The organism is Ralstonia sp. SET104, from assembly GCF_003851545.1.
Classification (GTDB): domain Bacteria; phylum Pseudomonadota; class Gammaproteobacteria; order Burkholderiales; family Burkholderiaceae; genus Ralstonia.
The window spans coordinates 77,396-96,515 of sequence record NZ_BHVX01000008.1; the positions used below are offsets into that span (position 1 = coordinate 77,396).

The window sequence follows — 19,120 nt, forward strand, 5'->3', positions numbered from 1 at the left end:
TGGTTTTTTGCTGATGGTTTGCACGGGATGAAACACGGGATGTACCGCCAACAGGAAAACACCCCAGAATACGTCCCATGCCAGCAAACGAGCGCCCGAACCCCGATCAACTCCTGGCCGAATTCAATTCCGGTCAAGAGCAGGCCGCCCGCGGCAGGCTCCGCATTTATTTCGGCGCATCCGCGGGCGTAGGCAAAACCTACGCCATGCTCTGCGCAGCAAAAGCAGCCCGCGTAGCGGGCATCGACACCGTCATCGGCCTGGTCGAAACCCACGGCCGAGCCGAAACCGCCGCGCTCGTCGCAGACCTGGAACACCTTCCCACCCGCCAACTCGAGTACAAAGGCCGCACCCTCCCTGAGTTCGACCTCGATGCGGCGCTGGCGCGCAAGCCGGCACTGATCCTCGTCGACGAACTCGCGCACTCAAATGTCGCGGGCTCGCGCCACCCCAAGCGCTGGCAGGACATCGAAGACCTGCTGGCTGCAGGCATCGACGTCTGGACCACCGTCAACGTCCAGCACCTGGACAGCCTGAACGAAGCCGTCGGCAGCATCACCGGCATCCGCGTGTGGGAAACCGTGCCCGACGCCGTGTTCGACAGCGCGAATGAAGTCATCCTCGTTGATCTGCCCGCTGACGAACTGCTGCGCCGTCTGGCCGAGGGCAAGGTCTACATGGCCGAGCAGGCCCAGCACGCCGCACGCAATTTCTTTCGCAAGGGCAACCTGATCGCGCTGCGCGAACTCGCTCTGCGCCGCACGGCAGATCGCGTGGACGATGACGTGCAGGCCTACCGCCGCGCACGCCGCATCGAAAACGTCTGGCGCACGCGCGAAACCATCGTCGCGTGCCTCGACCCGCAGGGCGATGGTGAACAGGTCATCCGCAGCGCCGCACGCCTGGCCGCGCAGCTCGAATGCGATTGGCACGCCGTGGCTGTGGTGATGCCGCATCTGCGCGCCGCCGACGGGCGTTCCGAGCGTTTGCATGCACTGCTCAAGCTGGCCGAAGACGCGGGCGCACGGGTGGAGACGCTGGCCGGCACCAACGCGGTCGAAGCCATCACCGGCTATATCCGCCGCCACAACATCACTAAGGCCATGATTGGGCGACCGCCCGAGAAGCGCTGGCGCTCGCCGCGTGCGATGGTCGTGGCGCTGCGCCTGGCGATCGGGCTGGAGCGTCGCCTGCCCGGCGGCGACTTTGCGGAAGCCTTGGCGCGCCAGTGTCCGGAAGTCGACGTGATTCGTGCGGCGGCTGACCCGGCGCATATCCAACTCGCGCCCAAGGCCCCCACACTGGGCCGCACCGACATGCGCACCGAGGCCCAGCGCGCCGCTGATGACGCGCCCGTGCTGCTGCGGCCGGCTTACATCGCGGCGTGCGTCTATGTGGGCATTGCGACGGCGCTCTCCAGTCTCGTACGGCCGGTGTTTGATCTTGCCAACATCGTCATGTTGTTCCTGGCTGCAGTGGTTGCGGTGGCGATGCGTCATGGGCGCGGGCCGGCGGCGCTGGCATCGGTGCTGTCGGTCGCGCTGTTCGACTTCTTCTTCGTGCCGCCGCGCTGGTCGTTTGCTGTGAGCGATGTGCAGTACCTGTTGACCTTCGCGGTGATGTTGGCCGTTGGCTTGCTGGTGGGGCAGCTCACTGCGGGGCTGCGTGAACAGGCAGAAGCTGCTGTGCAGCGCGAGGCGGCTGCGCGTGCGCTGTACGAGGCAGCGCGTGAATTGTCGGCGGCGCTCACGCTGGACCAGATCGTCAGCATCGGTGGGCGTTTCGTCAACGCGACGTTCGGTGGGCGCTGCGCGTTCTTCTTTGTGGGGCTTGATGGGCGGCTTGGTGCGCCGCAGGTGGCCAAGCCCGAAGGTGCGGCCGATGCGCCTTCCGGCATGCCGAACCTGGATCGCGTGCTGGCCGATTGGACGTATCAGCACGGTCAACCCGCTGGCACCGGCACGCACACACTGCCGTCGGGCTCGGTGCTCTATCTGCCGTTAAAGGCGCCGATGACCATTCGCGGCGTGCTGGCCGTGGAGCCCGAGACCTACCACGTGCTCACGCGGGCGGACAACCGCCGCCAGATTGACGCCTGCGCCACGCTCATCGCCATTGCTATTGAGCGCGTGCACTACGTGGAGGTCGCCCGCGACGCGCTGGTGCGCATCGAATCGGAGCGGCTGCGCAATTCACTGCTGGCCGCCGTGTCGCACGACCTGCGCACGCCGCTCACCGGGCTGGTGGGGATGGCCGAGACGCTGCTGCGCACGCAACCACCCTTGCCTGCGTTGCAGGCCGAAGCCGCCACTGCCATCGGCGAGCAGGCGCGGCGCATGCGCACGATGGTCACCAACCTGCTCGACATGGCCCGCCTGCAAAACCAGGAGGTCAAGCTGCGGCTGGAGTGGCAGTCGGTGGAGGAACTCGTCGGCGCGGCGCTTCAGGCCATTCCGCTGCCAGAGCATCGCGTGGTGGTGGATAACCTTGCTGCCCTGCCGCTCATCCGCTGCGATGGGCCGCTGATGGAGCGCGTGCTGTCAAACCTGCTGGAGAACGCTGGCAAGTTCGCCCCGGTTGGCACCGAGGTCCACATCTCGGGCGAGATCGTCCACGATGAAGCTGGCGGCAACGTCCTGCACCTGCGCGTGCGCGATCACGGCCCCGGCGTACCGGCTGGCGCGGTGCGGACCATCTTCGAAAAATTCACGCGCGGCGAGACTGAATCGGCCACGACCGGCGTCGGCCTGGGGCTGGCTGTGTGCGAGGCGATTGTCAGTGCGCATCACGGCCGCGTCTGGGTCGAGGCACCGTCCGATGGTGGCGCGTGCTTCGTCGTCGCCCTGCCCGCAGCCGAACCCCCGCCCGTAGCGGAAGAGGCGCCCGCAGCTTAGGGCGCAGGTTCAAGGCTTGGCCCTGCACCGTTGCGGGGCATATGGACATGCCGAAAATGTCGTTCCGTCGCGAGCGCAAGCGTGACACGATTGCGTCACATCGCCCGCTACCCGCGGGCGGATTTCGTTCACGCATCCACGACAAATCCACGAGGTTTCTCCATGTCCCTGTTTTCCCGCCTTGCGCGCGTGGCCGTACCGGCCATTGCATTTGCTGTTGCCTGCGCCGCCAACGCCGACACCCGGCAGATCAAGCTCGGCACCATGAGCGGCCCCGACGCGCAGATCTGGGAAGTCGTGCAGAAGGTCGCCAAGAAGGACGGCCTGGACGTCAAGATCATCGAGTTCAACGACTACGCCCAACCCAACCCCGCGCTCGATTCGGGTGACCTGGACGCCAACGGCTTCCAGCACCAGCCCTTCCTCGATAGCCAGATTCAGGCGCGCCACTACAAGATCGTCAACGTGGGCCTGACCTATGTGGCGCCGATGGGCTTCTACTCGAAGAAGATCAAGTCGCTGGCGCAGCTCAAGGAAGGCGCGAAGGTTGGTCTCCAGAATGACCCATCCAACGGCAACCGTGCGCTGCTTCTGCTGCAGAAGGCTGGCGTGATCAAGCTGAAGCCCGGCGCGGGCACGAACGGCAACAACGCGACCCCGCGCGACGTGGTTGAGAACCCGAAGAAGATCAAGCTGATCGAGCTGGATTCAGCCCAACTGCCGCGCTCGCTGGAGGATCTGGACGCCGCTGCCATCAACACCGACTACGCGGTCAAGAACGGCCTGACGCCCGCCAAGGATGCGATTGCGCTGGAAGACCGCCAGGGCCCGTACGCCAACCTGATCGCCGTGCGCGAAAAAGACAAGAACCAACCGTGGGTGAAGACGCTCGTGCATGCCTACCAATCGGAGGAAGTGCGCAAGTTCATCGACACGCAGTTCAAGGGCGCGATCCTGCCGGCGTTTTAAGCCCCGGCGCTAAAAGTCAGCCGTGACTTTTGCGAATCGCCCTGCGTTGACATTCGGCGCGCCGCTGGCCTGATGACGGCCGCGGTGCGCCGCGTTGTTTGTTGCGCTGCACCAGCATGTGACACTTGCAATCGTTTTCGTCACTCGTGGCGCCTTGGCAACGCTTGTAGCCTCTCGTTACATTAAGTAGTTCTACGTTATTGCAACGCAGCAAATGATTGGCTATAGTGGGAACTGTCTCCTCCACCCTCCTTGGTGGATTGTGGCCCGAGCACCTGGTGCTCGGGCTTTTTTCTTTGGCGCGCGTCTTTTACGGTTCTTCCGACCGCCTTGCGTCTCGGCCGATCCCGGCTCCCCTGATTGCTCTTCTTCGTTGTGTGTTTTCTGCGGCAGCGTTGCCCGATAGCAACGAGCGCAGTTTTTTCAAGCGTGCGCTTCGAGCCAGATTTCGAACGCCGGCACACATGTCTGTACTGAATAGTCGAAGCGCTGTTTGAATCACGCCAAAGCCGCGAATGTGCGCGCAACCACGTGCTTTGTGCCGCTAATATCGTTAAATTTCGTCAGTTTTTGTCCTACAAGCGTTTCGGCGAACCCCGGACAGTCTGACACCGCCCCCTCCACTAAACTTCACCTTGCTCTCTCTTTAGAGAGCACTCCCCCCCTTTTGAGCCCGCCCCTGTTGCGGGCTTCATTTTTTTCGGGCACGATTTCTCACGTCCTGACGCCGAGTCGACACCGGCGCCGGAAGCTCAAAAGGTTGGGGGAATCGCTCAAGGCCCGCGCAGTTGAAAAGCTGCGCGGGCTTTGTTTTTTTCGGGCCGCCTGACAAGGTCTGCGCGCAGTGCTTCAATGGCGGCTGACGGCGGCGTCACACAGCGCAAACGGGATGTGCCTCGCCCCGATACCTACAACGACAGGGACTGGCCGATGGAAGGTTTCGCGCAACTCGCCGTGCTGGTGGTGGATGACCACCCGGTGCAACGGGCCGCCGCCCGGCAACTGCTCCATACGCTGGGCGTGCAGCAGATCCTGAGCGCCTGCGACGGCCGCGAGGCGCTCTACCTGCTCCAGCTCTGCCACGTCGACCTCGTGCTGTGCGACATCGACATGCCCGGCATGAACGGCCCCGAACTAATGGAACAGATGCACTTGCGCGGCGGTCGCGTCTTTGCACGACACGCGCCCGTATGGGCGTGGGTCAGCGCGCTGGATGCGCAGATCGTCGAGTCGCACGTAAGCCTGGCCGATGCGATCGGGCTCACGCATACGCATGGCGTGCAGAAACCGCTGCGTCCGGCGCATGTATTGCCGCTGCTGGAAGAAGCCGCCGCGCGTGAGCGGGGCCGCGCGCCCGCCGCCGCCACCGGTCTGCCGCAATTTTCCGACGATGAACTTGCCGCGCTCATCCACGAAACGCCCGAGCAGATCGAGGTCGTATTCCAACCCCAGCACGATCTGGCCAGCAACCAGATCGCTGGGGCCGAGGCACTGTGCCGCTGGATGCATCCGGTGCATGGGCGTGTGTCGCCTGCGGCGTTTGTGCCGCGCCTGGAAGCGCTTGGTCTGGCCGATGGCCTGTTCTTTCACGTGCTCGGGCATTGTGTGCGCGTGCAGCACGCGCTGGTCGCGCATGCGCATTCCGTCTCGATTGGTGTGAATGCGTCTGCGCAGACGCTGGGCCGGGCCGGCACTGTCGATCGCATCGAAGCCATCGTGCGCGAGGCGCGCATTGCGCCGGCGGCCATCGCCATCGAGCTGACGGAGGATTCGCCCGTGCCCGATGTCGCGCAGCTCACCATTGCGCTCAACCGCCTGCGGCTGTTGGGCCATCCGCTGTCCATCGACGATTTTGGCGTGGGTATCGCTACGCTCAAGTTGTTGGCCGACCTGCCTTTCACCATCCTCAAGATCGACCGCTCGTTTACTGCCGCGGTGAATCAGACCAGCCAGCGCGGCGTGATCTGCCGCACGATGATCGAGCTGGCGCGGGCGCTGCATCTCGAATGCATTGCCGAAGGGGTGGAAACCGACGCGCAGCGCCAGACCTTGCGCGCGCTGGGCTGTGCAACCGGACAGGGTTATCTGTGGGCGGCGCCGCTGTCCGTCACCGCGTTTCTGGCGCACGTGCAAGCGGCGGCTTGAGTGCGATTGGAATGCCGCAGGGCCATTCAGTTTTCCTCAGCCCTGATAGAAGCAGCTTCTGCCCCGAAAGGTTACGCGCCATCAAAGTAAGAAAAGTCTGACCCCGCACGGCTCATCGGGTGAGTAAGGTAACTGCTCCTTTCTGCGGCCTTCCCGACTTCTCCATGACGGCTTCGATCTATTTCGCTCCGCTGCTCGCCAAGTTGGACACGCCTTCGCTGGCGATGCGCCTGACCTGACGCCGTGCGCATGTCCTCTGTCCTCTCGATCGTCGTGGCGGACGATCATCCTGTGATTCTGATGGGACTGGCGACGGCCATCGCGCAGTTTCCGCAGCAGCGTGTTGTTGCGCAGGCGCATGATGGGCGCGAGCTGATGCAGGTGCTGGCGCACATAGACTGCAACGTCATCGTGGCCGACTACAACCTGGGTGGCGAACCTGCCTTCGATGGCATGCAATTGCTGGCGCGCCTGCGCAAGCAATATCCAAAGCGCGCCGTCGTCGTCTGCACGATGGTTCACAACCCGGCCCTCTTGCGCGCCATGCGGCAGATTGGCGTGGCCGGCATCGTGAGCAAGAACGATGACCTGATTCATGTCGGGCACGCCATCATGGCTGCCGCGCGCGGCGTGCGGTACGACAGCCCGCGCATCCTGGAAGACACGGGCCTCAGTTCCAATGGACGGAATGTGTTTGAGCGGTTGAGCGCGCGCGAGCGTGAAGTGCTTTGCATGTATGCCGACGGCATGGCCGTGTCGGACATCGCAATCAAGCTCGGTTCGAGCATCAAGACGGTCAGCACGCAGAAGACCGTGGCGCTGCGCAAGCTTGGGCTGGAACGCGAGACCGATCTGTTTCAGTACGTCCGCACCAATGGGCTGACAACGCTCCACTGAGCACCGGCCATCAGCTTGCCTGGCGGTGGATCGGCACGGCTTGCGCAGATGCGATGGCGGCGTCGGCCACCTGCGCGGGCGCGCCTTGCATGCCCATCATCCAGTTGAACAGCGGCGTGGCCAGCAGTGCGCCGGCCAGTTGCGCCAGCATGTAGCCCGGTACATCGGCAGGACGGATGCCAGACGGGCTGTCGGTCAGTGCGCAGGCAAAGGCCAGCGCCGGGTTGGCCAGCGATGACGACGCCGTGAACCAGTACCCTGCCGCGATATACGCCGCCACCGCCAACGGCAATTGCTTTGGCGCGTGACGGCCGCAGGCGATACCCACCCCGATCAGCCCGAACGTTGCCAGCGCCTCGCTCCACCACAGTGCGGGGCCGGTGGCGGTGTGCGTGCCCGACGCCCAGACCGGCATGCCGAACATGGCGTGCGCAGCCGCCACACCCAGCGCGGCGCCCAGGGCTTGTGCAATCAGATAGGCCAGCGCCTCATGTCCGCGCAGGCCGCCCCGCAGCATCGCCGACAGCGTGACCGCCGGGTTCAGGTGCGCACCCGACACCGGCGTGAATACCGTCAGCAATGCCAGCAGACCCGCGCCACCCGCCAGCGATTGCGCCAGCAGCGTCCACATGGCATTGCCGCCCGAGAGCCGGCTTGCGTGGATGCCCGTGCCGATCACCACCGCAATCAGCAAGGCCGTGCCGAGCCCTTCCGCGACGATGCGGCGAGCCAGCGACGGTGCAACGGGTGTGGCTGAAGCTGCGGCGTGGAGGGGGAAAACACTGGCCATGCGGAAAGAAAAATGAACGATGCCAAGTGCATCGCGCGTGAGTGTGGAATCTCCGCCGAGGCCGATCAATGCACGCGGGCGCGCTTGTGTCGCGCGCCCGAGTATCGAATGGTGTGAGGTGGTTCAGGCCGGGCTCGCCGCGCTGGCTGCGGCCAGTTGCCGTTGCTGTGTGCCCAGTCGGGCAAAGCCCGCGGCCGCCGCGCCCAGCGCCGCCAGCATGGCGATGCATCCGGCCATCGTGCCATGTGCCATGCCGGTTGCACTGCCGTCTGCGGCAAAGGTGAAATACAGCCCGCCGATACAGGCGACGCCCAGCGCGCCCGCCAGTTGTTGTGCCGTGATCAGCAGCCCCGCCGCCGCACCCGCTTGCGTGCGTGCCACGCCGGTCAGCACCAGGCCGATGAGCGGTACGACGACCAGCCCCTGCCCCGCCCCATACAGCGCCACGGCAATGCCGATGCGCGTCATGCTGGGCGTGGCGGGGTGTGTCCAAACCGTGCCGAAGCCCGACAGCAGTACCAGCAGGCCCAGCGCCATCAGGCCGAGGCCCGCCAGCAGCGCGCGAACGCCGTAACGCCGCACCAGCGCATTGGCCACCCGTGATGTCACCAGAAAGGTGATGGCCAGCGGCAGGATGGCAACGCCCATGCGTACTGCAGAGAGCTGCCGCCCGTTCTGCAGATACAGCGTGAGCACCAGGAAGAACGCCATCATCCCGATGTAGTGCAGCCCCGATGCCGTCAGCCCCGTCATGAATGCGCGATGTTGCAGCAAGGCGGGTGGTAGCAGCGGCGTACCGCCAGCGCGGTCGACACGTGCCTCAAGCTGCTGGAACGTCGCCATGCCGAACAGGCCTGCGACGAGCAGCGCCAGGGTCCACACCGGCCAGTGCAGTTCGCGGCCGAACAGCAGCGGTACAAGCACGGCGGCCACGCTGATGGCCATCCACGCTACGCCGGCGATGTCGAGATGGGTCTCTGCGTGGGCCGCGGCCGGGCGCGGAATCCAGCGCCAGCCCAGCAGCGCACCCGCCAGCCCCACCGGCACGTTGATCAGGAAGGCCGAACGCCAGCCCAGCCCGGCGATGTCCGCACTGGTGAGTGCGCCGCCCACCAACAGCCCCGCCGCGCCACCGGTGCCGAGCACCAGCCCGAAGATCGACAGCGCGCGGTCGCGCTCGGCGCCGGCAAACAGCGCCTGGATGCTGGCCAGCACCTGCGGCACCAGCATCGCGGCAGACAGCCCTTGCGCAAACCGCCACGCAATCAGCGCCGCCGCGCTGCCAGCCAGCCCGCAGCCGGCCGACGTGGCGGTAAAGGCGACGAGGCCCAGCAGGAATACGCGCCGCCGCCCGAACAGATCCCCCAGACGGCCGCCGGTGATCAGCAGGATCGCGTAGCCGAGCTGGTACACGGCCAGCACCGCCTCAAGCTGCGCAGGTGTGGCGTGCAGGCTCGCCCGGATGCTTGGGATTGCCACATTGGCGATGAACGCATCGACGATGAACATGAATTGCGCCGTCACCATCACACCAAAGGCGAGCCAGCGGCGGGGTTCTGATACGGAAGACGCAGAAGAAACATGGGTCACGATCGGCTCCGGAAAGAAGGATGAACGCAGCGTAGGTGCGCGAGCCGATTCGATGCAGAGCTAGGATTAACCTAGGATTGAGCTGTCCCTCCCACCTGCGCGCACCATCGTGTGTAATGCCCCCATGGACGATTTCACCGCGGATCTTGCCCCCTTCCCTGCCACGCCTCGCAACGAGCTGGGCGAGTTCCTGCGCAGCCGCCGCAGTCACCTGCGTCCGCAGGATGTAGGGTTGCCCGAAGGCAGCGGGCGCCGCCGCACCGCCGGCCTGCGCCGGGAAGAAGTCGCGCAGTTGGCCAACATCAGCATCGATTGGTATGTGCGCATCGAGCAGGGGCGCGACGTGCGGCCCTCGGTGGCGACCATCGAGGCAATCGGCCGGGCGCTGAAGCTGTCAACGGATGAACGCGCGCATATGCGTGGCCTGGCGCGCGCGGAATCGGTCTTCTCGGGGGGCGGGGTTGGTACGACCGGGCGCGCCGCGGCCGAAGCGGTGCCTGACGTCCTGCGCCGGGCTGTTGCCGGCATGGTTCTGCCCGCCCATGTGCGCAGCTACCGCACCGAGCTGCTGTGCTGGAACGAGGCTACCTCGCAGCTCTTCATGGATTTCAGCACGATGCCGCCCGAAGACCGCAACTCGCTGGTCTACATGTTCCTGTACGCCAACGCGCGCGAGCGCTTTGTGGAGTGGGAGAACGAAGCGCGCCGCATGCTGGCGAAGTTTCGCGCGGTGTACGACCCGCATGCGGATGACCCCGTGCTCGTGGCGCTGGTCGACCGGCTGCGCACCCGCAGCCGTGAGTTTGATACGTGGTGGCGTCAGCACGAAGTGCGTGCCCAGCGTGCCGAGCACAAGCTGATCCGCACGCCCGGCGGCAAGATCGTCCGCTACGACTACATCGGCCTGCCGGTGATGGAAGACCCGCGCTTGCGCATGGTGCTGTACGTGCCGGTCGACGGCGGCTCCTAGGCCTTAAGCCGTCAGGGCCGCGAGGATGGTGTCCGTATTGCGCACGCGGCCCAGGCGCGCGAAGACGTGCTCCACCGACGATCGATGCATTGCCGCATCGTTTGAACTCATCGCATCTTCAGCCAGCACCAGCGCGTAGCCGTGTTCCCACGCTGCGCGCGCGGTCGATTCCACGCCCACATGTGTCGAGATGCCGCCCAGCACGATGGTGGTGATGCCGCGGCGGCGCAGTTGCAGATCCAGCTCGGTGCCGTAGAACGCGCCCCACTGGCGCTTGGTGATCTGGATGTCGGTGGGCGCGACTTCCAGCTCTGCGGGCTGTTCCCACCACTGCGGCGGCAGGCCACCGGGCTGCATGGGCGCGGGGCGATCGACGGGCTGGCGAGGCGCGTCGGCATAGTCCGGCGCCCAACCCACGCGCACCAGCACCACCGGTGCGCCCAGCGCGCGAAAGCGCTTGGCGAGCTTGGCGGAGGCGCCCAACACCTGCTCGGCCGAATGCGGCCCCTGCGCAAACGGCAGGATGCCGCGTTGCAGGTCGATCAGCACGAGCGCGGTGGTCTTGGCGGACAGGGTTTGCAGCGGTTCAGACATCAAGTGCTCCAGGTGAATCGGCGATTGTTCGACTACGGACGGCGGATGACACACGTTGCCGTGGCATGCGCCAGCAGCGTGCCGTCCTGCGTCTTGAGGGTGCCTTCGGACACGCCGATCGTGCGCGAGACATGCAGCACGCGGCCAACGGCCACCAGCGGTGTATCGACCGGCACCGCCTTCACCATCTTCACGTTCAGGTCGACCGTGCCATAGCCGACGCCGGCTTCGAGCATGGAATGCACCGCGCAGCCCGTCACCGAATCCAGCACCGTCGCCGCAAAGCCGCCGTGCACGCCGCCCAGCGGATTGAGGTGGCGCTTGTCGGCCTGGGCGCCGAAGTGCACGGTGCCGGCTTCAATGGCGTCCATCGTCATCGGGATGGTTTCACTGATGGACGCGCGCGGCAGATCACCGCGCGACATGGCCTGCAGCAATTGCAGGCCGGTCATTTGGGACGGATGCATGGGAGGAATCGGGGGCCGTTGAGGTGAAGTGACTCGACACTCTACCGCGAGCCCGATTGCCAGGGCTGCAATGCGTTGCATTGGACGGTGCAATAACCCGCAGTCTCCCAATGCGGGTAGACCCTAGCGTTGCGTGCACGCCGACGCGAAAGGCTCCAGAAAGGTGCCCCCTTCTACGCTCGCCCAGCGATTGCATCGGGCGGCCTGACCAACTGCCCTTGCGCGTTACCTCAAGCCGGCATCACGACCGGACACCATTACCCACAAGGAAGGAGACGTTAATGTCCCGCATCAAGTTCGCCCTCGCGGCCACTGCCGCCGCTGCGGCCACCCTGGCCACTACCGGCGCTCACGCACAAGCGTCAAATGTCACGCTCTACGGCCTGATCGACACCACGATCAGCACCGTCAGCAACACGACTGCCAACGGCGGGCGTACCACCGGCTTCCAGATCCCCTGGTTCTCGGGCAGCCGCTGGGGCCTGACCGGCAAGGAAGACCTGGGCGGCGGCACGTCGGCCATCTTCAAGCTGGAATCCGAATTTGAAACGCCGACCGGCAACATGGACACCCCGGGGGTGCTGTTCAACCGCGACGCCTGGGTGGGCCTGCAAAGCGAAGCGCTGGGCAAGCTGACTTTCGGCCGCCAGAACGCGATTGCGCGCGACATCTCCGGCATCTACGGTGACCCGTACACCGGCGCCGCAGTGGGCCTGGATGAAGGTGGCTACACCAACACCAACAACTTCAAGCAACTGATCTTCTACGCAGGCAGCGCCACGGGCACGCGTCTGAACAACGGCGTGGTGTGGAAGAAGATGTGGGGCGGCCGCTTCCTGACGGCCCTGGGCTACCAGTTTGGCGAAGTGCCGGGCCAGTTCTCGCAAGGCACCACCGAGTCGCTGGCGCTGGGCTACAACGGCGACAACTTCCACGTGGCTGGCTTCGCGCAACAGGCCAAGGTGGGCGGCTTCATGGACCGCTCGTACTCGGTGGGCGGCAACGTGATCCTGGGCATGTTCCGCGTGAACGCCGGTTACTTCCACTACACCGGCGAACAGCCGGCCGCGATCGGCAACCGCAGCGACAACGCCTACACCGTGTCGCTGAAGATCGCTCCGCAAGGCGCCTTCGACTACGAAATCGGCTACCAGATCATGAAGGCCAACAACGCCGCCTTCAACGCCGATGGCAACACGCTCAACGCGTACGCAAGCGTGGTGGGTGCCACGGCTGCGGGCAGTGGCCGCAAGAACACGCTGTATGGCTCGGTCTTCTATCACGTGTCCAAGCGCACCGAGTTTTACGTGGCGGCCGACTACATGAAGCTCAAGGATCAGTACATCGTGGGCGGCACCAACGGCCACAACAGCCAGACGGAGTTCGGCGTCGGTATGCGCACGCGCTTCTAAGCTAGCGGCGCTCGCGCACCGGATCGACAAACTTGTTGGTGTAGGTGCGCGAGAGTTCGATGTGCTTGTCGCGCGCGTTGGCATTGCTGGCGGCGAGGACGCGCAGGACGGTGGGTGGGCCGTCGTCCGGCATGCGTCCGTCGGCGCTGAAGGTGGGCAACGCGGCGGCAAGCGCTTTGACGTACAACTCGGGATGATCGCGCCGGAATTCAGGCGGCATGCGCGCGGCAATGTCTTCTGCACCATGCGTGTGCATGTAGCGCAAGGTGCGCACAAACGCGCGGGCCAGCTTGGCGGCGATATCCGGATGGGCCTCCAGCCATTCTGTCTGCAGGTACAGACACGCGGCCGGATACGGGCCGCCCAGCGCAGCGCGCGTGCTCTCGAGCGTGCGCAGGTCGAGCAGCACACGGGCTTCACCGTTGTGCACAAGGCGCGAGGCCGTTGGGTCGGTGGTCATGCCAGCATCGATGCGGCCGCTGCGCAGCGCGCTAACGAAGCTGCGTTCCGCGCCGACCGGCAGCATGGTGTAGTCGCCGGCCGACAGCCCCTGCTGCGCCATCAGGTAACGCGTGAGAAAGCTGGTGGATGCGCCCAGTCCCGTCACACCCAGCGTGCGGCCGCGCAGGTCGCGCATGGATTGCACCGTTACCGGCAACCGTGTGGACACGACTTCCGCTTCGCCCGGCACCTGGCTGAACACGACGATGGCGCGGACCTCCTTGCCCTTGGCCTGCAGGTCGATGGTGTGGTCATAGAAGCCGACCACGCCTTGCGCAAAACCGGTGAGCAGTTCGCTTTCCGCATCCACGCCGGCGGGCTGCGAGAGCAGTTCCACCTCGAGCCCCTCGTCGCGGAAATAGCCCAGACGTTGCGCCAGCGTGGCCGGCAGGTAGATCATCTTGGCGGTGCCGCTGACCATGAGGGTCAGGCGCGTGGGGTCTTGCGCCAGGGCGTGTGAAGTTGCCACTGCCAGAAGGGCAGCGAGCCACGGCGTGATCAAGCCCCGGAGGCCGCGTGTGCGGGCGCTCCTGCAGGTAAAAACACCCATTGAGTTGTCTCCGGCTCTTTTGTAGATATCGGTATCGCGCGGCCCGGATTTGATGAGTGATGCATCCGGCGCGTGTAGGCAGCCGCCACCATTCTAGGGAGCGGCAACCCACAAATCGCTTTCATTTTTCAGACGCGCTGTTTTCGTATGAAGCTGCTACTGATCGAAGACAACGCCCCGCTGGCGCACTGGCTGTCGGAGGCGCTGCGCCGCGCGCATTTCACGGTGGATCACGCCACGGATGGCGAATCCGCCGACACTTTGTTGCTTACGCAACACTACGACGTAGTGCTGCTCGACCTCCAGTTGCCTACCTTGTCGGGGCAAGGTGTATTGCAACGTTTGCGCGGTCGGCGCAACCCGGTGCCGGTGCTGATTCTCACGGCCAGCGGCGGCATCGACGACAAGGTCGCGTGCCTGGGCGCTGGTGCCGATGATTACCTCGTGAAGCCATTCGAGATTCGCGAGCTGATCGCGCGCATCCAGGTGCTGGTGAGGCGCAGCGCGCCCGATCAGTCCGTCGAACTGCAGTGCGGCGATCTGACGTACCACACCGGTAGCCGTACCTTCAATTTGGCCGGCCAGCCGCTGGTGCTGCCCGCGCGCGAGCACACCGTGCTCGAAATCCTGATGCTCAAGCTCGGCCGGACGGTGTCCAAACCGGCGCTGGTGAACGGCGTGTTCGGGATGGACGACGAAGCCAGCCCCGAGGCCATCGAGATCTACATCCACCGCCTGCGCAAAAAGCTGGAGCATTCCGCCGCAACCATCGTCACGTTGCGCGGCCTCGGTTACCTGCTGCGCGATGCCTCTGTCACGCAGTCCTGAGCCGGCTCCAGCGCAGACCGCGCCAGCACGCGCGCGCAGCCTGCGTGCGCGGCTGGTGTTGTGGCTGGCGCTGCCGCTGGTGGTCTACGTGGCGGCCGATGGCTGGCTGGATCTGGCCGCCGCGCGCCACAACGCAGACCTCGTGCACTTCCACGCACTCGACACTGCCGCGCAGATGATCAGCGGCCAGATCGAATGGGACGAAGGCCGCCTGCGCGTGTCGGTGCCGCCGGCCGCGCTGGCGGTGTTTGCGGCGCCGGAAACGCCCGTACGCGATCAGGTGGCGTACCAGGTGAGCACCGAGCATGGCCGCCTGCTGGCCGGTCGGCTCGACTTCGGCACGCGCCCGGCATTCGACGCCGCGGGCCTGGCTGATGCCGGCACCTATACCGACACCGTGGAGGGCCAAGCCGTGCACGTGGCCGCCGTGGTACGCACCATGTACGACGCTGGCCGCATTGAACGCGTTGTCACGCGCGTTGCGCAAACCATGAACGGCCGCGACGCGATGGTCCGCCAACTGTGGTGGCCTGCCACCGTACGTCAGCTCGCGCTCGTGGGGCTGGCGCTGGCGATGATCCTCATTGGCCTGACGCTGGAATTGCGGCCGATCCTGCGGCTGGCGGGCAACGTGTCGGCACGTGCGCCGACGGACCTCGCGCCGCTCGACCCCAGCGGCCTGCAGCACGAACTGCAGCCGATTGCGGGCGCGTTTAACCAGTACCTGCAGCGCATTGCCGACAATGCGATCACGCAGAAGCGCTTCATTGCCGATGCCGCGCACCAGATGCGCACGCCGCTGGCGATTCTCGATACACAGATGCAGGTGGCGTCGCAGACCAACGCCGATGCGGCGCTGCACGAAGTCCTCAAAGCCGCGCGAACGAGCACGCGCAACCTGGCGGACCTCATCAACGACTTGCTGCTGCTCTCGCAAGCCGAAGCGTCGGCCGCGACAAGCGAGGCGGTCGATCTCTCGCAGGTGGCGCGCACCGTGCTGGAAGACCTCGCGCTGCTGGCCGATGGTCGCCGTATTGATCTGGGGATTGAGCTTGCCGAGCAGCCCGTGTGGACGTCGGGCAACCGCACGCTGATTGCCGCTTTGCTGTTCAACCTGGTCGACAACGCCGTGCGCTACACGCAGGAAGGCGGCCACGTGACGGTGCAAGTGTCGGCGGATTACGGCTGGGCGATGCTGACCGTGACCGACAACGGCCCTGGTATTCCGCCCGAGGCGTATGCACGCGTGTTCGAGCGTTTCACCCGCCTGGCGAGTGCGCACATTCAGCAGACGCAAGGCAGTGGCCTGGGGCTGGCGATTGTGCGGCAGATTGTTGATCGCATGGGCGGCCAGATTGCTCTGGCGCCGGGGCCGGGCGGCGCCGGGCTGGCGGTGACGGTATGGCTGCGGCGGACGAGCGCGCCCGCCGTGGCGTAAGTCTTGGCCCCTTGCCGATTCGTTTTGATGGGCAGGGCGCGCGCAAGAAAAACGGCCCCACGCGGGGGCCATCTCCTGAAGGGTTCGAGCGGATCTACTTGGCCGTCTTGAGCTGCTCCGCCATCTGCAAATGCTCGCGCAGCGCGGGCAGATTGTGCGCGAAGAAGGCCTTGATATCGGGGTCCTTCGCGTTCTTCGATGCCTGGTCGAACAGTGTGACGGCTTCCTTGTGCGCTTTCACGCCCACCTCGTCGGCATAGGTGCGGTCGTATTTCGCGCCCTCCAGCGTGCCGAGCTTGTCGAGTTTGGCGCGCTCGTCGGCGGGCAACGCATCTGGCACGGCAATGCCCTTTTTACTGGCCAGCGTTTTCAGTTCGTCGCCGACGGCGGTGTGGTCCTTCACCATGCGTTGCGCGAAGGCGCGCACATCGGGGTTGCTGGCGCGGGTGACGGCGGTCTGGCTGGCCTGCACTTCCATCATGCCGGCCGTGGCAGCCTTGGTCACGTAAGTGGTATCGGCCTTGTCCGCAGCGGCCGAAGCCACATCCAGCGCGCCAAAAAAGCCGAGCCCGCCTGCCAGGCACAGCGCGGCAATGCGCCGCGCGCCAAATCGGTGTTTCGATGTCTTCATGGGAATCGTCCTCCTGTGCGGGCGCGCGTCAGGTCTCATGGCCTATGGCCTTGGAGACGGCGGCCGGCGAGTCGTACTCGTCATCGGGCATCTTGCGCAGGGTTTGCAGGGTGCTGTCGTCGGCACCATTGGCTTGCGCGGTCTTGAGCAGATCCTGCCTCTTGGCCGGATACGAAGCGCCCTTCAGCGCCTTCTGGATGCCGATGGGCGAATGCGTGGCGTGCTCGCGCCCATGGGTGCCTGGCGTGCCGCGTTCGTGCGACTTGGCACCGGCGCGTTCAGTGGATTTGCCGTGGCTGGCGTGTCCCCCTTGTTCGCCTGATGCGCTGCCGTGTTTGCTGTGCGACGCCGTTTTCGAATGCGACGCGTGCTTGCTCTTGTCGCGAGTCGGTTTCATGACACCTCCGCTGGTCGGTTGATCGGGCCGTCACCGGGAATGGCGCGGCCGACAACGGTTTCGCAGCACTGAACATGCCTGCGATGCCGCAAAAACCCGCGGAGATGAAACGCGCGACGGCGCGGCTACGTGTGCGCTGCCGCCTTGGCACGTGAGCGCGGCATCGGCAAGGACTTGGCCTCCCCCAGCGCCCGGCTGACCGCATTGGGCTTGTCAACGAGATCCTGCAGCGTGTAGCGGCCCAGCACCCCAAAGTACGCCTGCAATGCCGCGTGCAGCACGCCACGCAGCCCGCACACGCGCGTGATGACGCAGTTGTTGTGGTCGGCGTGGAAGCACTCGACCATGCGGAAGTCTGGCTCGGTAGCGCGCACCACGTCGCCCAGGTTGATTTCCTGCGCAGGACGGCCAAGTGTGATGCCGCCCGCACGCCCACGCACGGTGTGCAAGAAGCCGTCCTGCCCGAGCTGCTGCACGATCTTGATGAGGTGGTTCTTGGGAATGTCGAAGGCATCCGCAATGCGCTGGATCGTGACGAGCTCGTCCGGGTGTACGGCCACGTAGATCAGCGTGCGCAGGGCGTAGTCGGTGTAGTCGGTCAGTCGCATGGCGCGCGCGCGGGGGTGCCGCGAGTGGAAACATTCATAAGAGACACATCTTATCGGGAAGTTGCACTTAAGATGCGCCGGTTTGCCGCAGCTCAATTTGTTGCATCACAAATATACGTTTAATAGAATCCAATGCAGCGGTTGCCTGGGTGTCCGGCAATCCAGAACAAAGCGTGACGGCGCCCCCCGTCTTATTTGTTGCATATTTCACGCATATTTGGAGTCCAGCATGCTGTCCGACAAGTCCAAGCCCTATATCGATGCCAGCGTTCCTGTGCTGCGCGAGCACGGCTTGACCATCACCCAGACCTTCTATCGCAACATGTTTGCCAGCCACCCCGAGCTGACCAACGTGTTCAACATGGGCAACCAGGCCAATGGGTCGCAGCAGCAGTCGCTGGCTTCCGCGGTGTTTGCGTACGCCGCCAACCATGGCAACAACGCGGCGCTGGGGCCGGTTGTCAACCGCATCGTGCACAAGCACGCTGCCGTGGGCATCAAACCGAGCCACTACCCGATCGTCGCCCGCCACCTGCTGGGTGCGATTGCCGAAGTGCTGGGCGATGCCGCCACGCCGGATCTGCTTGCCGCCTGGGATGAAGCCTACTGGTTGCTCGCCGCCGAATTGATCGCCGCTGAAGCGCGCCTGTATCAGCACACCGGCAGCGGCCCCGACCATCGCCAGCCCGTGCGCATTGTCGAGCGCCGTCAGCAGGCCGAAGACGTCGTCTCGCTCACGCTCGAAGCCGTGGGCGACGCACCGTTGGCCGATTTCCTGCCGGGCCAGTACATCTCTGTGCAGGTGGAGCTGGCACCGGGCGCACTGCAGCAGCGCCAGTACAGCCTGTCGGATGCGCCGAATGGCCGCACGTGGCGCATCTCGGTCAAGCGCGACGCCGGCGACGGTGATCGCCCGGCCGGCACGGTGTCGAGCTGGCTGCACGCCAATGCACGCGAAGGCGACGTCCTGCTGGTCAGCCAGCCCTACGGCGATTTCGTGCCGCAACTCGCCACCGACAACCCGATCGTGCTGATGTCGGCCGGCGTTGGCATCACGCCGATGATTTCGGCGCTCAACACGCTCGCGCAGCAGAGCAGCGCACGCAAGATCGTGTTCAGCCATGCGGGTCGCGCAGCCTCGTACGTGGCCCATGCAGATGATCTGGAACGTGCCGCGCAGGCCTTGCCGGCGTTCGAGGCGCACGTGTTCCTGGAGTCGGGTGAAGACACGCAATTTGCATCGCGCCCCGCGCAGCCCGGCCGCATGACGGTCGACACGTTCGTGCGCGACAACGCGGCGGAGGCGGACTTCTACCTCTGCGGCCCGCTGCCGTTCATGCAGGCACAGCGTGCGGCGCTGCTCGCCAGTGGCGTGCCGTCGGAGCGCATCCACCGCGAAGTGTTCGGCCCTGACCTGCTGGACGACATCCTCTGACCAG

General features: G+C 65.3%; 17 protein-coding genes. 9 read left to right on the forward strand and 8 right to left on the reverse strand.

The features are described 5' to 3' along the window. The first annotated feature begins 77 nt into the window (after nt 1-77). The 4 genes from PSUB009319_RS12290 to PSUB009319_RS12305 all read left to right on the forward strand — a co-directional run bounded on the left by PSUB009319_RS12290 (nt 78) and on the right by PSUB009319_RS12305 (nt 6,905). Nucleotides 78-2,894, forward strand: a complete 2,817-nt coding sequence (locus tag PSUB009319_RS12290) for a sensor histidine kinase KdpD (protein WP_124382516.1) — start codon at nt 78-80, stop codon at nt 2,892-2,894. Nucleotides 2,895-3,056: 162 nt separating this feature from the next. Further along, nucleotides 3,057-3,863 carry a MetQ/NlpA family ABC transporter substrate-binding protein gene (locus PSUB009319_RS12295; RefSeq protein ID WP_124382517.1) on the forward strand — a complete coding sequence of 269 codons (807 nt, stop codon included), beginning with the start codon at nt 3,057-3,059 and terminating at the stop codon, nt 3,861-3,863. Between the two features lie 930 nt (nt 3,864-4,793). Continuing rightward, the gene (locus PSUB009319_RS12300) at nt 4,794-6,008 is read left to right on the forward strand and encodes an EAL domain-containing protein (RefSeq protein WP_124382662.1); all 1,215 of its coding nucleotides are present in this window, start codon (nt 4,794-4,796) and stop codon (nt 6,006-6,008) included. A gap of 249 nt (nt 6,009-6,257) precedes the next feature. Next, nucleotides 6,258-6,905: a response regulator transcription factor gene (locus PSUB009319_RS12305; RefSeq protein WP_124382518.1), complete on the forward strand. Its 648-nt coding sequence runs from the start codon at nt 6,258-6,260 to the stop codon at nt 6,903-6,905. A gap of 10 nt (nt 6,906-6,915) precedes the next feature. Here the strand turns inward: PSUB009319_RS12305 and PSUB009319_RS12310 are convergent, their stop codons facing one another. Continuing rightward, nucleotides 6,916-7,695: an aquaporin gene (locus PSUB009319_RS12310; RefSeq protein ID WP_124382519.1), complete on the reverse strand. Its 780-nt coding sequence runs from the start codon at nt 7,693-7,695 to the stop codon at nt 6,916-6,918. Nucleotides 7,696-7,818: 123 nt separating this feature from the next. Further along, nucleotides 7,819-9,285 carry an MFS transporter gene (locus tag PSUB009319_RS12315; RefSeq protein WP_124382520.1) on the reverse strand — a complete coding sequence of 489 codons (1,467 nt, stop codon included), beginning with the start codon at nt 9,283-9,285 and terminating at the stop codon, nt 7,819-7,821. A gap of 124 nt (nt 9,286-9,409) precedes the next feature. On the opposite strand from PSUB009319_RS12315, the gene PSUB009319_RS12320 reads away from it, so the two are divergent. Further along, nucleotides 9,410-10,255, forward strand: coding sequence for a helix-turn-helix transcriptional regulator (locus tag PSUB009319_RS12320; protein WP_124382521.1), 846 nt, complete (start codon nt 9,410-9,412; stop codon nt 10,253-10,255). Between the two features lie 3 nt (nt 10,256-10,258). On the opposite strand, the gene PSUB009319_RS12325 is transcribed toward PSUB009319_RS12320, so the two are convergent. Both PSUB009319_RS12325 and PSUB009319_RS12330 read right to left on the reverse strand, forming a co-directional pair. Continuing rightward, the gene (locus PSUB009319_RS12325) at nt 10,259-10,849 is read right to left on the reverse strand and encodes a hydrolase (RefSeq protein WP_124382522.1); all 591 of its coding nucleotides are present in this window, start codon (nt 10,847-10,849) and stop codon (nt 10,259-10,261) included. 32 nt (nt 10,850-10,881) lie between these two features. After that, nucleotides 10,882-11,316, reverse strand: a complete 435-nt coding sequence (locus PSUB009319_RS12330) for a PaaI family thioesterase (RefSeq protein WP_124382523.1) — start codon at nt 11,314-11,316, stop codon at nt 10,882-10,884. A gap of 281 nt (nt 11,317-11,597) precedes the next feature. Here PSUB009319_RS12330 and PSUB009319_RS12335 point away from each other — a divergent pair, with 281 nt between their 5' ends. Beyond that, nucleotides 11,598-12,728, forward strand: coding sequence for a porin (locus PSUB009319_RS12335; RefSeq protein WP_124382524.1), 1,131 nt, complete (start codon nt 11,598-11,600; stop codon nt 12,726-12,728). Nucleotide 12,729: 1 nt separating this feature from the next. On the opposite strand, the gene PSUB009319_RS12340 is transcribed toward PSUB009319_RS12335, so the two are convergent. Continuing rightward, the gene (locus PSUB009319_RS12340; protein WP_124382525.1) at nt 12,730-13,779 is read right to left on the reverse strand and encodes an ABC transporter substrate-binding protein; all 1,050 of its coding nucleotides are present in this window, start codon (nt 13,777-13,779) and stop codon (nt 12,730-12,732) included. Nucleotides 13,780-13,926: 147 nt separating this feature from the next. On the opposite strand from PSUB009319_RS12340, the gene PSUB009319_RS12345 reads away from it, so the two are divergent. Both PSUB009319_RS12345 and PSUB009319_RS12350 read left to right on the forward strand, forming a co-directional pair. Further along, complete coding sequence (locus PSUB009319_RS12345; RefSeq protein ID WP_124382526.1) at nt 13,927-14,607, forward strand: response regulator; 681 nt, start codon at nt 13,927-13,929, stop codon at nt 14,605-14,607. Next, a complete protein-coding gene (locus tag PSUB009319_RS12350) occupies nt 14,585-16,045 on the forward strand; it encodes a sensor histidine kinase (protein ID WP_124382527.1) in 1,461 nt (486 codons plus the stop codon). The genes PSUB009319_RS12345 and PSUB009319_RS12350 overlap by 23 nt, the downstream gene beginning before the upstream one ends. Nucleotides 16,046-16,139: 94 nt before the next feature. Here the strand turns inward: PSUB009319_RS12350 and PSUB009319_RS12355 are convergent, their stop codons facing one another. From PSUB009319_RS12355 to PSUB009319_RS12365, 3 genes are all read right to left on the reverse strand, one after another. Then, the gene (locus PSUB009319_RS12355; RefSeq protein WP_124382528.1) at nt 16,140-16,676 is read right to left on the reverse strand and encodes a DUF4142 domain-containing protein; all 537 of its coding nucleotides are present in this window, start codon (nt 16,674-16,676) and stop codon (nt 16,140-16,142) included. 28 nt (nt 16,677-16,704) lie between these two features. Next, nucleotides 16,705-17,073 carry a DUF2795 domain-containing protein gene (locus tag PSUB009319_RS23415; RefSeq protein WP_124382529.1) on the reverse strand — a complete coding sequence of 123 codons (369 nt, stop codon included), beginning with the start codon at nt 17,071-17,073 and terminating at the stop codon, nt 16,705-16,707. 125 nt (nt 17,074-17,198) lie between these two features. Then, complete coding sequence (locus PSUB009319_RS12365; protein WP_124382530.1) at nt 17,199-17,681, reverse strand: Rrf2 family transcriptional regulator; 483 nt, start codon at nt 17,679-17,681, stop codon at nt 17,199-17,201. Between the two features lie 229 nt (nt 17,682-17,910). Between PSUB009319_RS12365 and PSUB009319_RS12370 the strand changes: the two genes are divergently transcribed. Then, nucleotides 17,911-19,116 carry a globin domain-containing protein gene (locus PSUB009319_RS12370; RefSeq protein ID WP_124382531.1) on the forward strand — a complete coding sequence of 402 codons (1,206 nt, stop codon included), beginning with the start codon at nt 17,911-17,913 and terminating at the stop codon, nt 19,114-19,116. The last annotated feature ends 4 nt before the right edge of the window (nt 19,117-19,120 follow it).

What these genes read in the sequence shown, in the direction of transcription:
- PSUB009319_RS12290 (WP_124382516.1), top strand. Translation starts at nt 78, where the DNA reads ATGCCAGCAAACGAGCGCCCGAACCCCGATCAACTCCTGGCCGAATTC.
- PSUB009319_RS12295 (WP_124382517.1), top strand. Translation starts at nt 3,057, where the DNA reads ATGTCCCTGTTTTCCCGCCTTGCGCGCGTGGCCGTACCGGCCATTGCA.
- PSUB009319_RS12300 (WP_124382662.1), top strand. Translation starts at nt 4,794, where the DNA reads ATGGAAGGTTTCGCGCAACTCGCCGTGCTGGTGGTGGATGACCACCCG.
- PSUB009319_RS12305 (WP_124382518.1), top strand. Translation starts at nt 6,258, where the DNA reads ATGTCCTCTGTCCTCTCGATCGTCGTGGCGGACGATCATCCTGTGATT.
- PSUB009319_RS12310 (WP_124382519.1), bottom strand. Translation starts at nt 7,695, where the DNA reads ATGGCCAGTGTTTTCCCCCTCCACGCCGCAGCTTCAGCCACACCCGTT.
- PSUB009319_RS12320 (WP_124382521.1), top strand. Translation starts at nt 9,410, where the DNA reads ATGGACGATTTCACCGCGGATCTTGCCCCCTTCCCTGCCACGCCTCGC.
- PSUB009319_RS12325 (WP_124382522.1), bottom strand. Translation starts at nt 10,849, where the DNA reads ATGTCTGAACCGCTGCAAACCCTGTCCGCCAAGACCACCGCGCTCGTG.
- PSUB009319_RS12330 (WP_124382523.1), bottom strand. Translation starts at nt 11,316, where the DNA reads ATGCATCCGTCCCAAATGACCGGCCTGCAATTGCTGCAGGCCATGTCG.
- PSUB009319_RS12335 (WP_124382524.1), top strand. Translation starts at nt 11,598, where the DNA reads ATGTCCCGCATCAAGTTCGCCCTCGCGGCCACTGCCGCCGCTGCGGCC.
- PSUB009319_RS12340 (WP_124382525.1), bottom strand. Translation starts at nt 13,779, where the DNA reads ATGGGTGTTTTTACCTGCAGGAGCGCCCGCACACGCGGCCTCCGGGGC.
- PSUB009319_RS12345 (WP_124382526.1), top strand. Translation starts at nt 13,927, where the DNA reads ATGAAGCTGCTACTGATCGAAGACAACGCCCCGCTGGCGCACTGGCTG.
- PSUB009319_RS12350 (WP_124382527.1), top strand. Translation starts at nt 14,585, where the DNA reads ATGCCTCTGTCACGCAGTCCTGAGCCGGCTCCAGCGCAGACCGCGCCA.
- PSUB009319_RS12355 (WP_124382528.1), bottom strand. Translation starts at nt 16,676, where the DNA reads ATGAAGACATCGAAACACCGATTTGGCGCGCGGCGCATTGCCGCGCTG.
- PSUB009319_RS23415 (WP_124382529.1), bottom strand. Translation starts at nt 17,073, where the DNA reads ATGAAACCGACTCGCGACAAGAGCAAGCACGCGTCGCATTCGAAAACG.
- PSUB009319_RS12365 (WP_124382530.1), bottom strand. Translation starts at nt 17,681, where the DNA reads ATGCGACTGACCGACTACACCGACTACGCCCTGCGCACGCTGATCTAC.
- PSUB009319_RS12370 (WP_124382531.1), top strand. Translation starts at nt 17,911, where the DNA reads ATGCTGTCCGACAAGTCCAAGCCCTATATCGATGCCAGCGTTCCTGTG.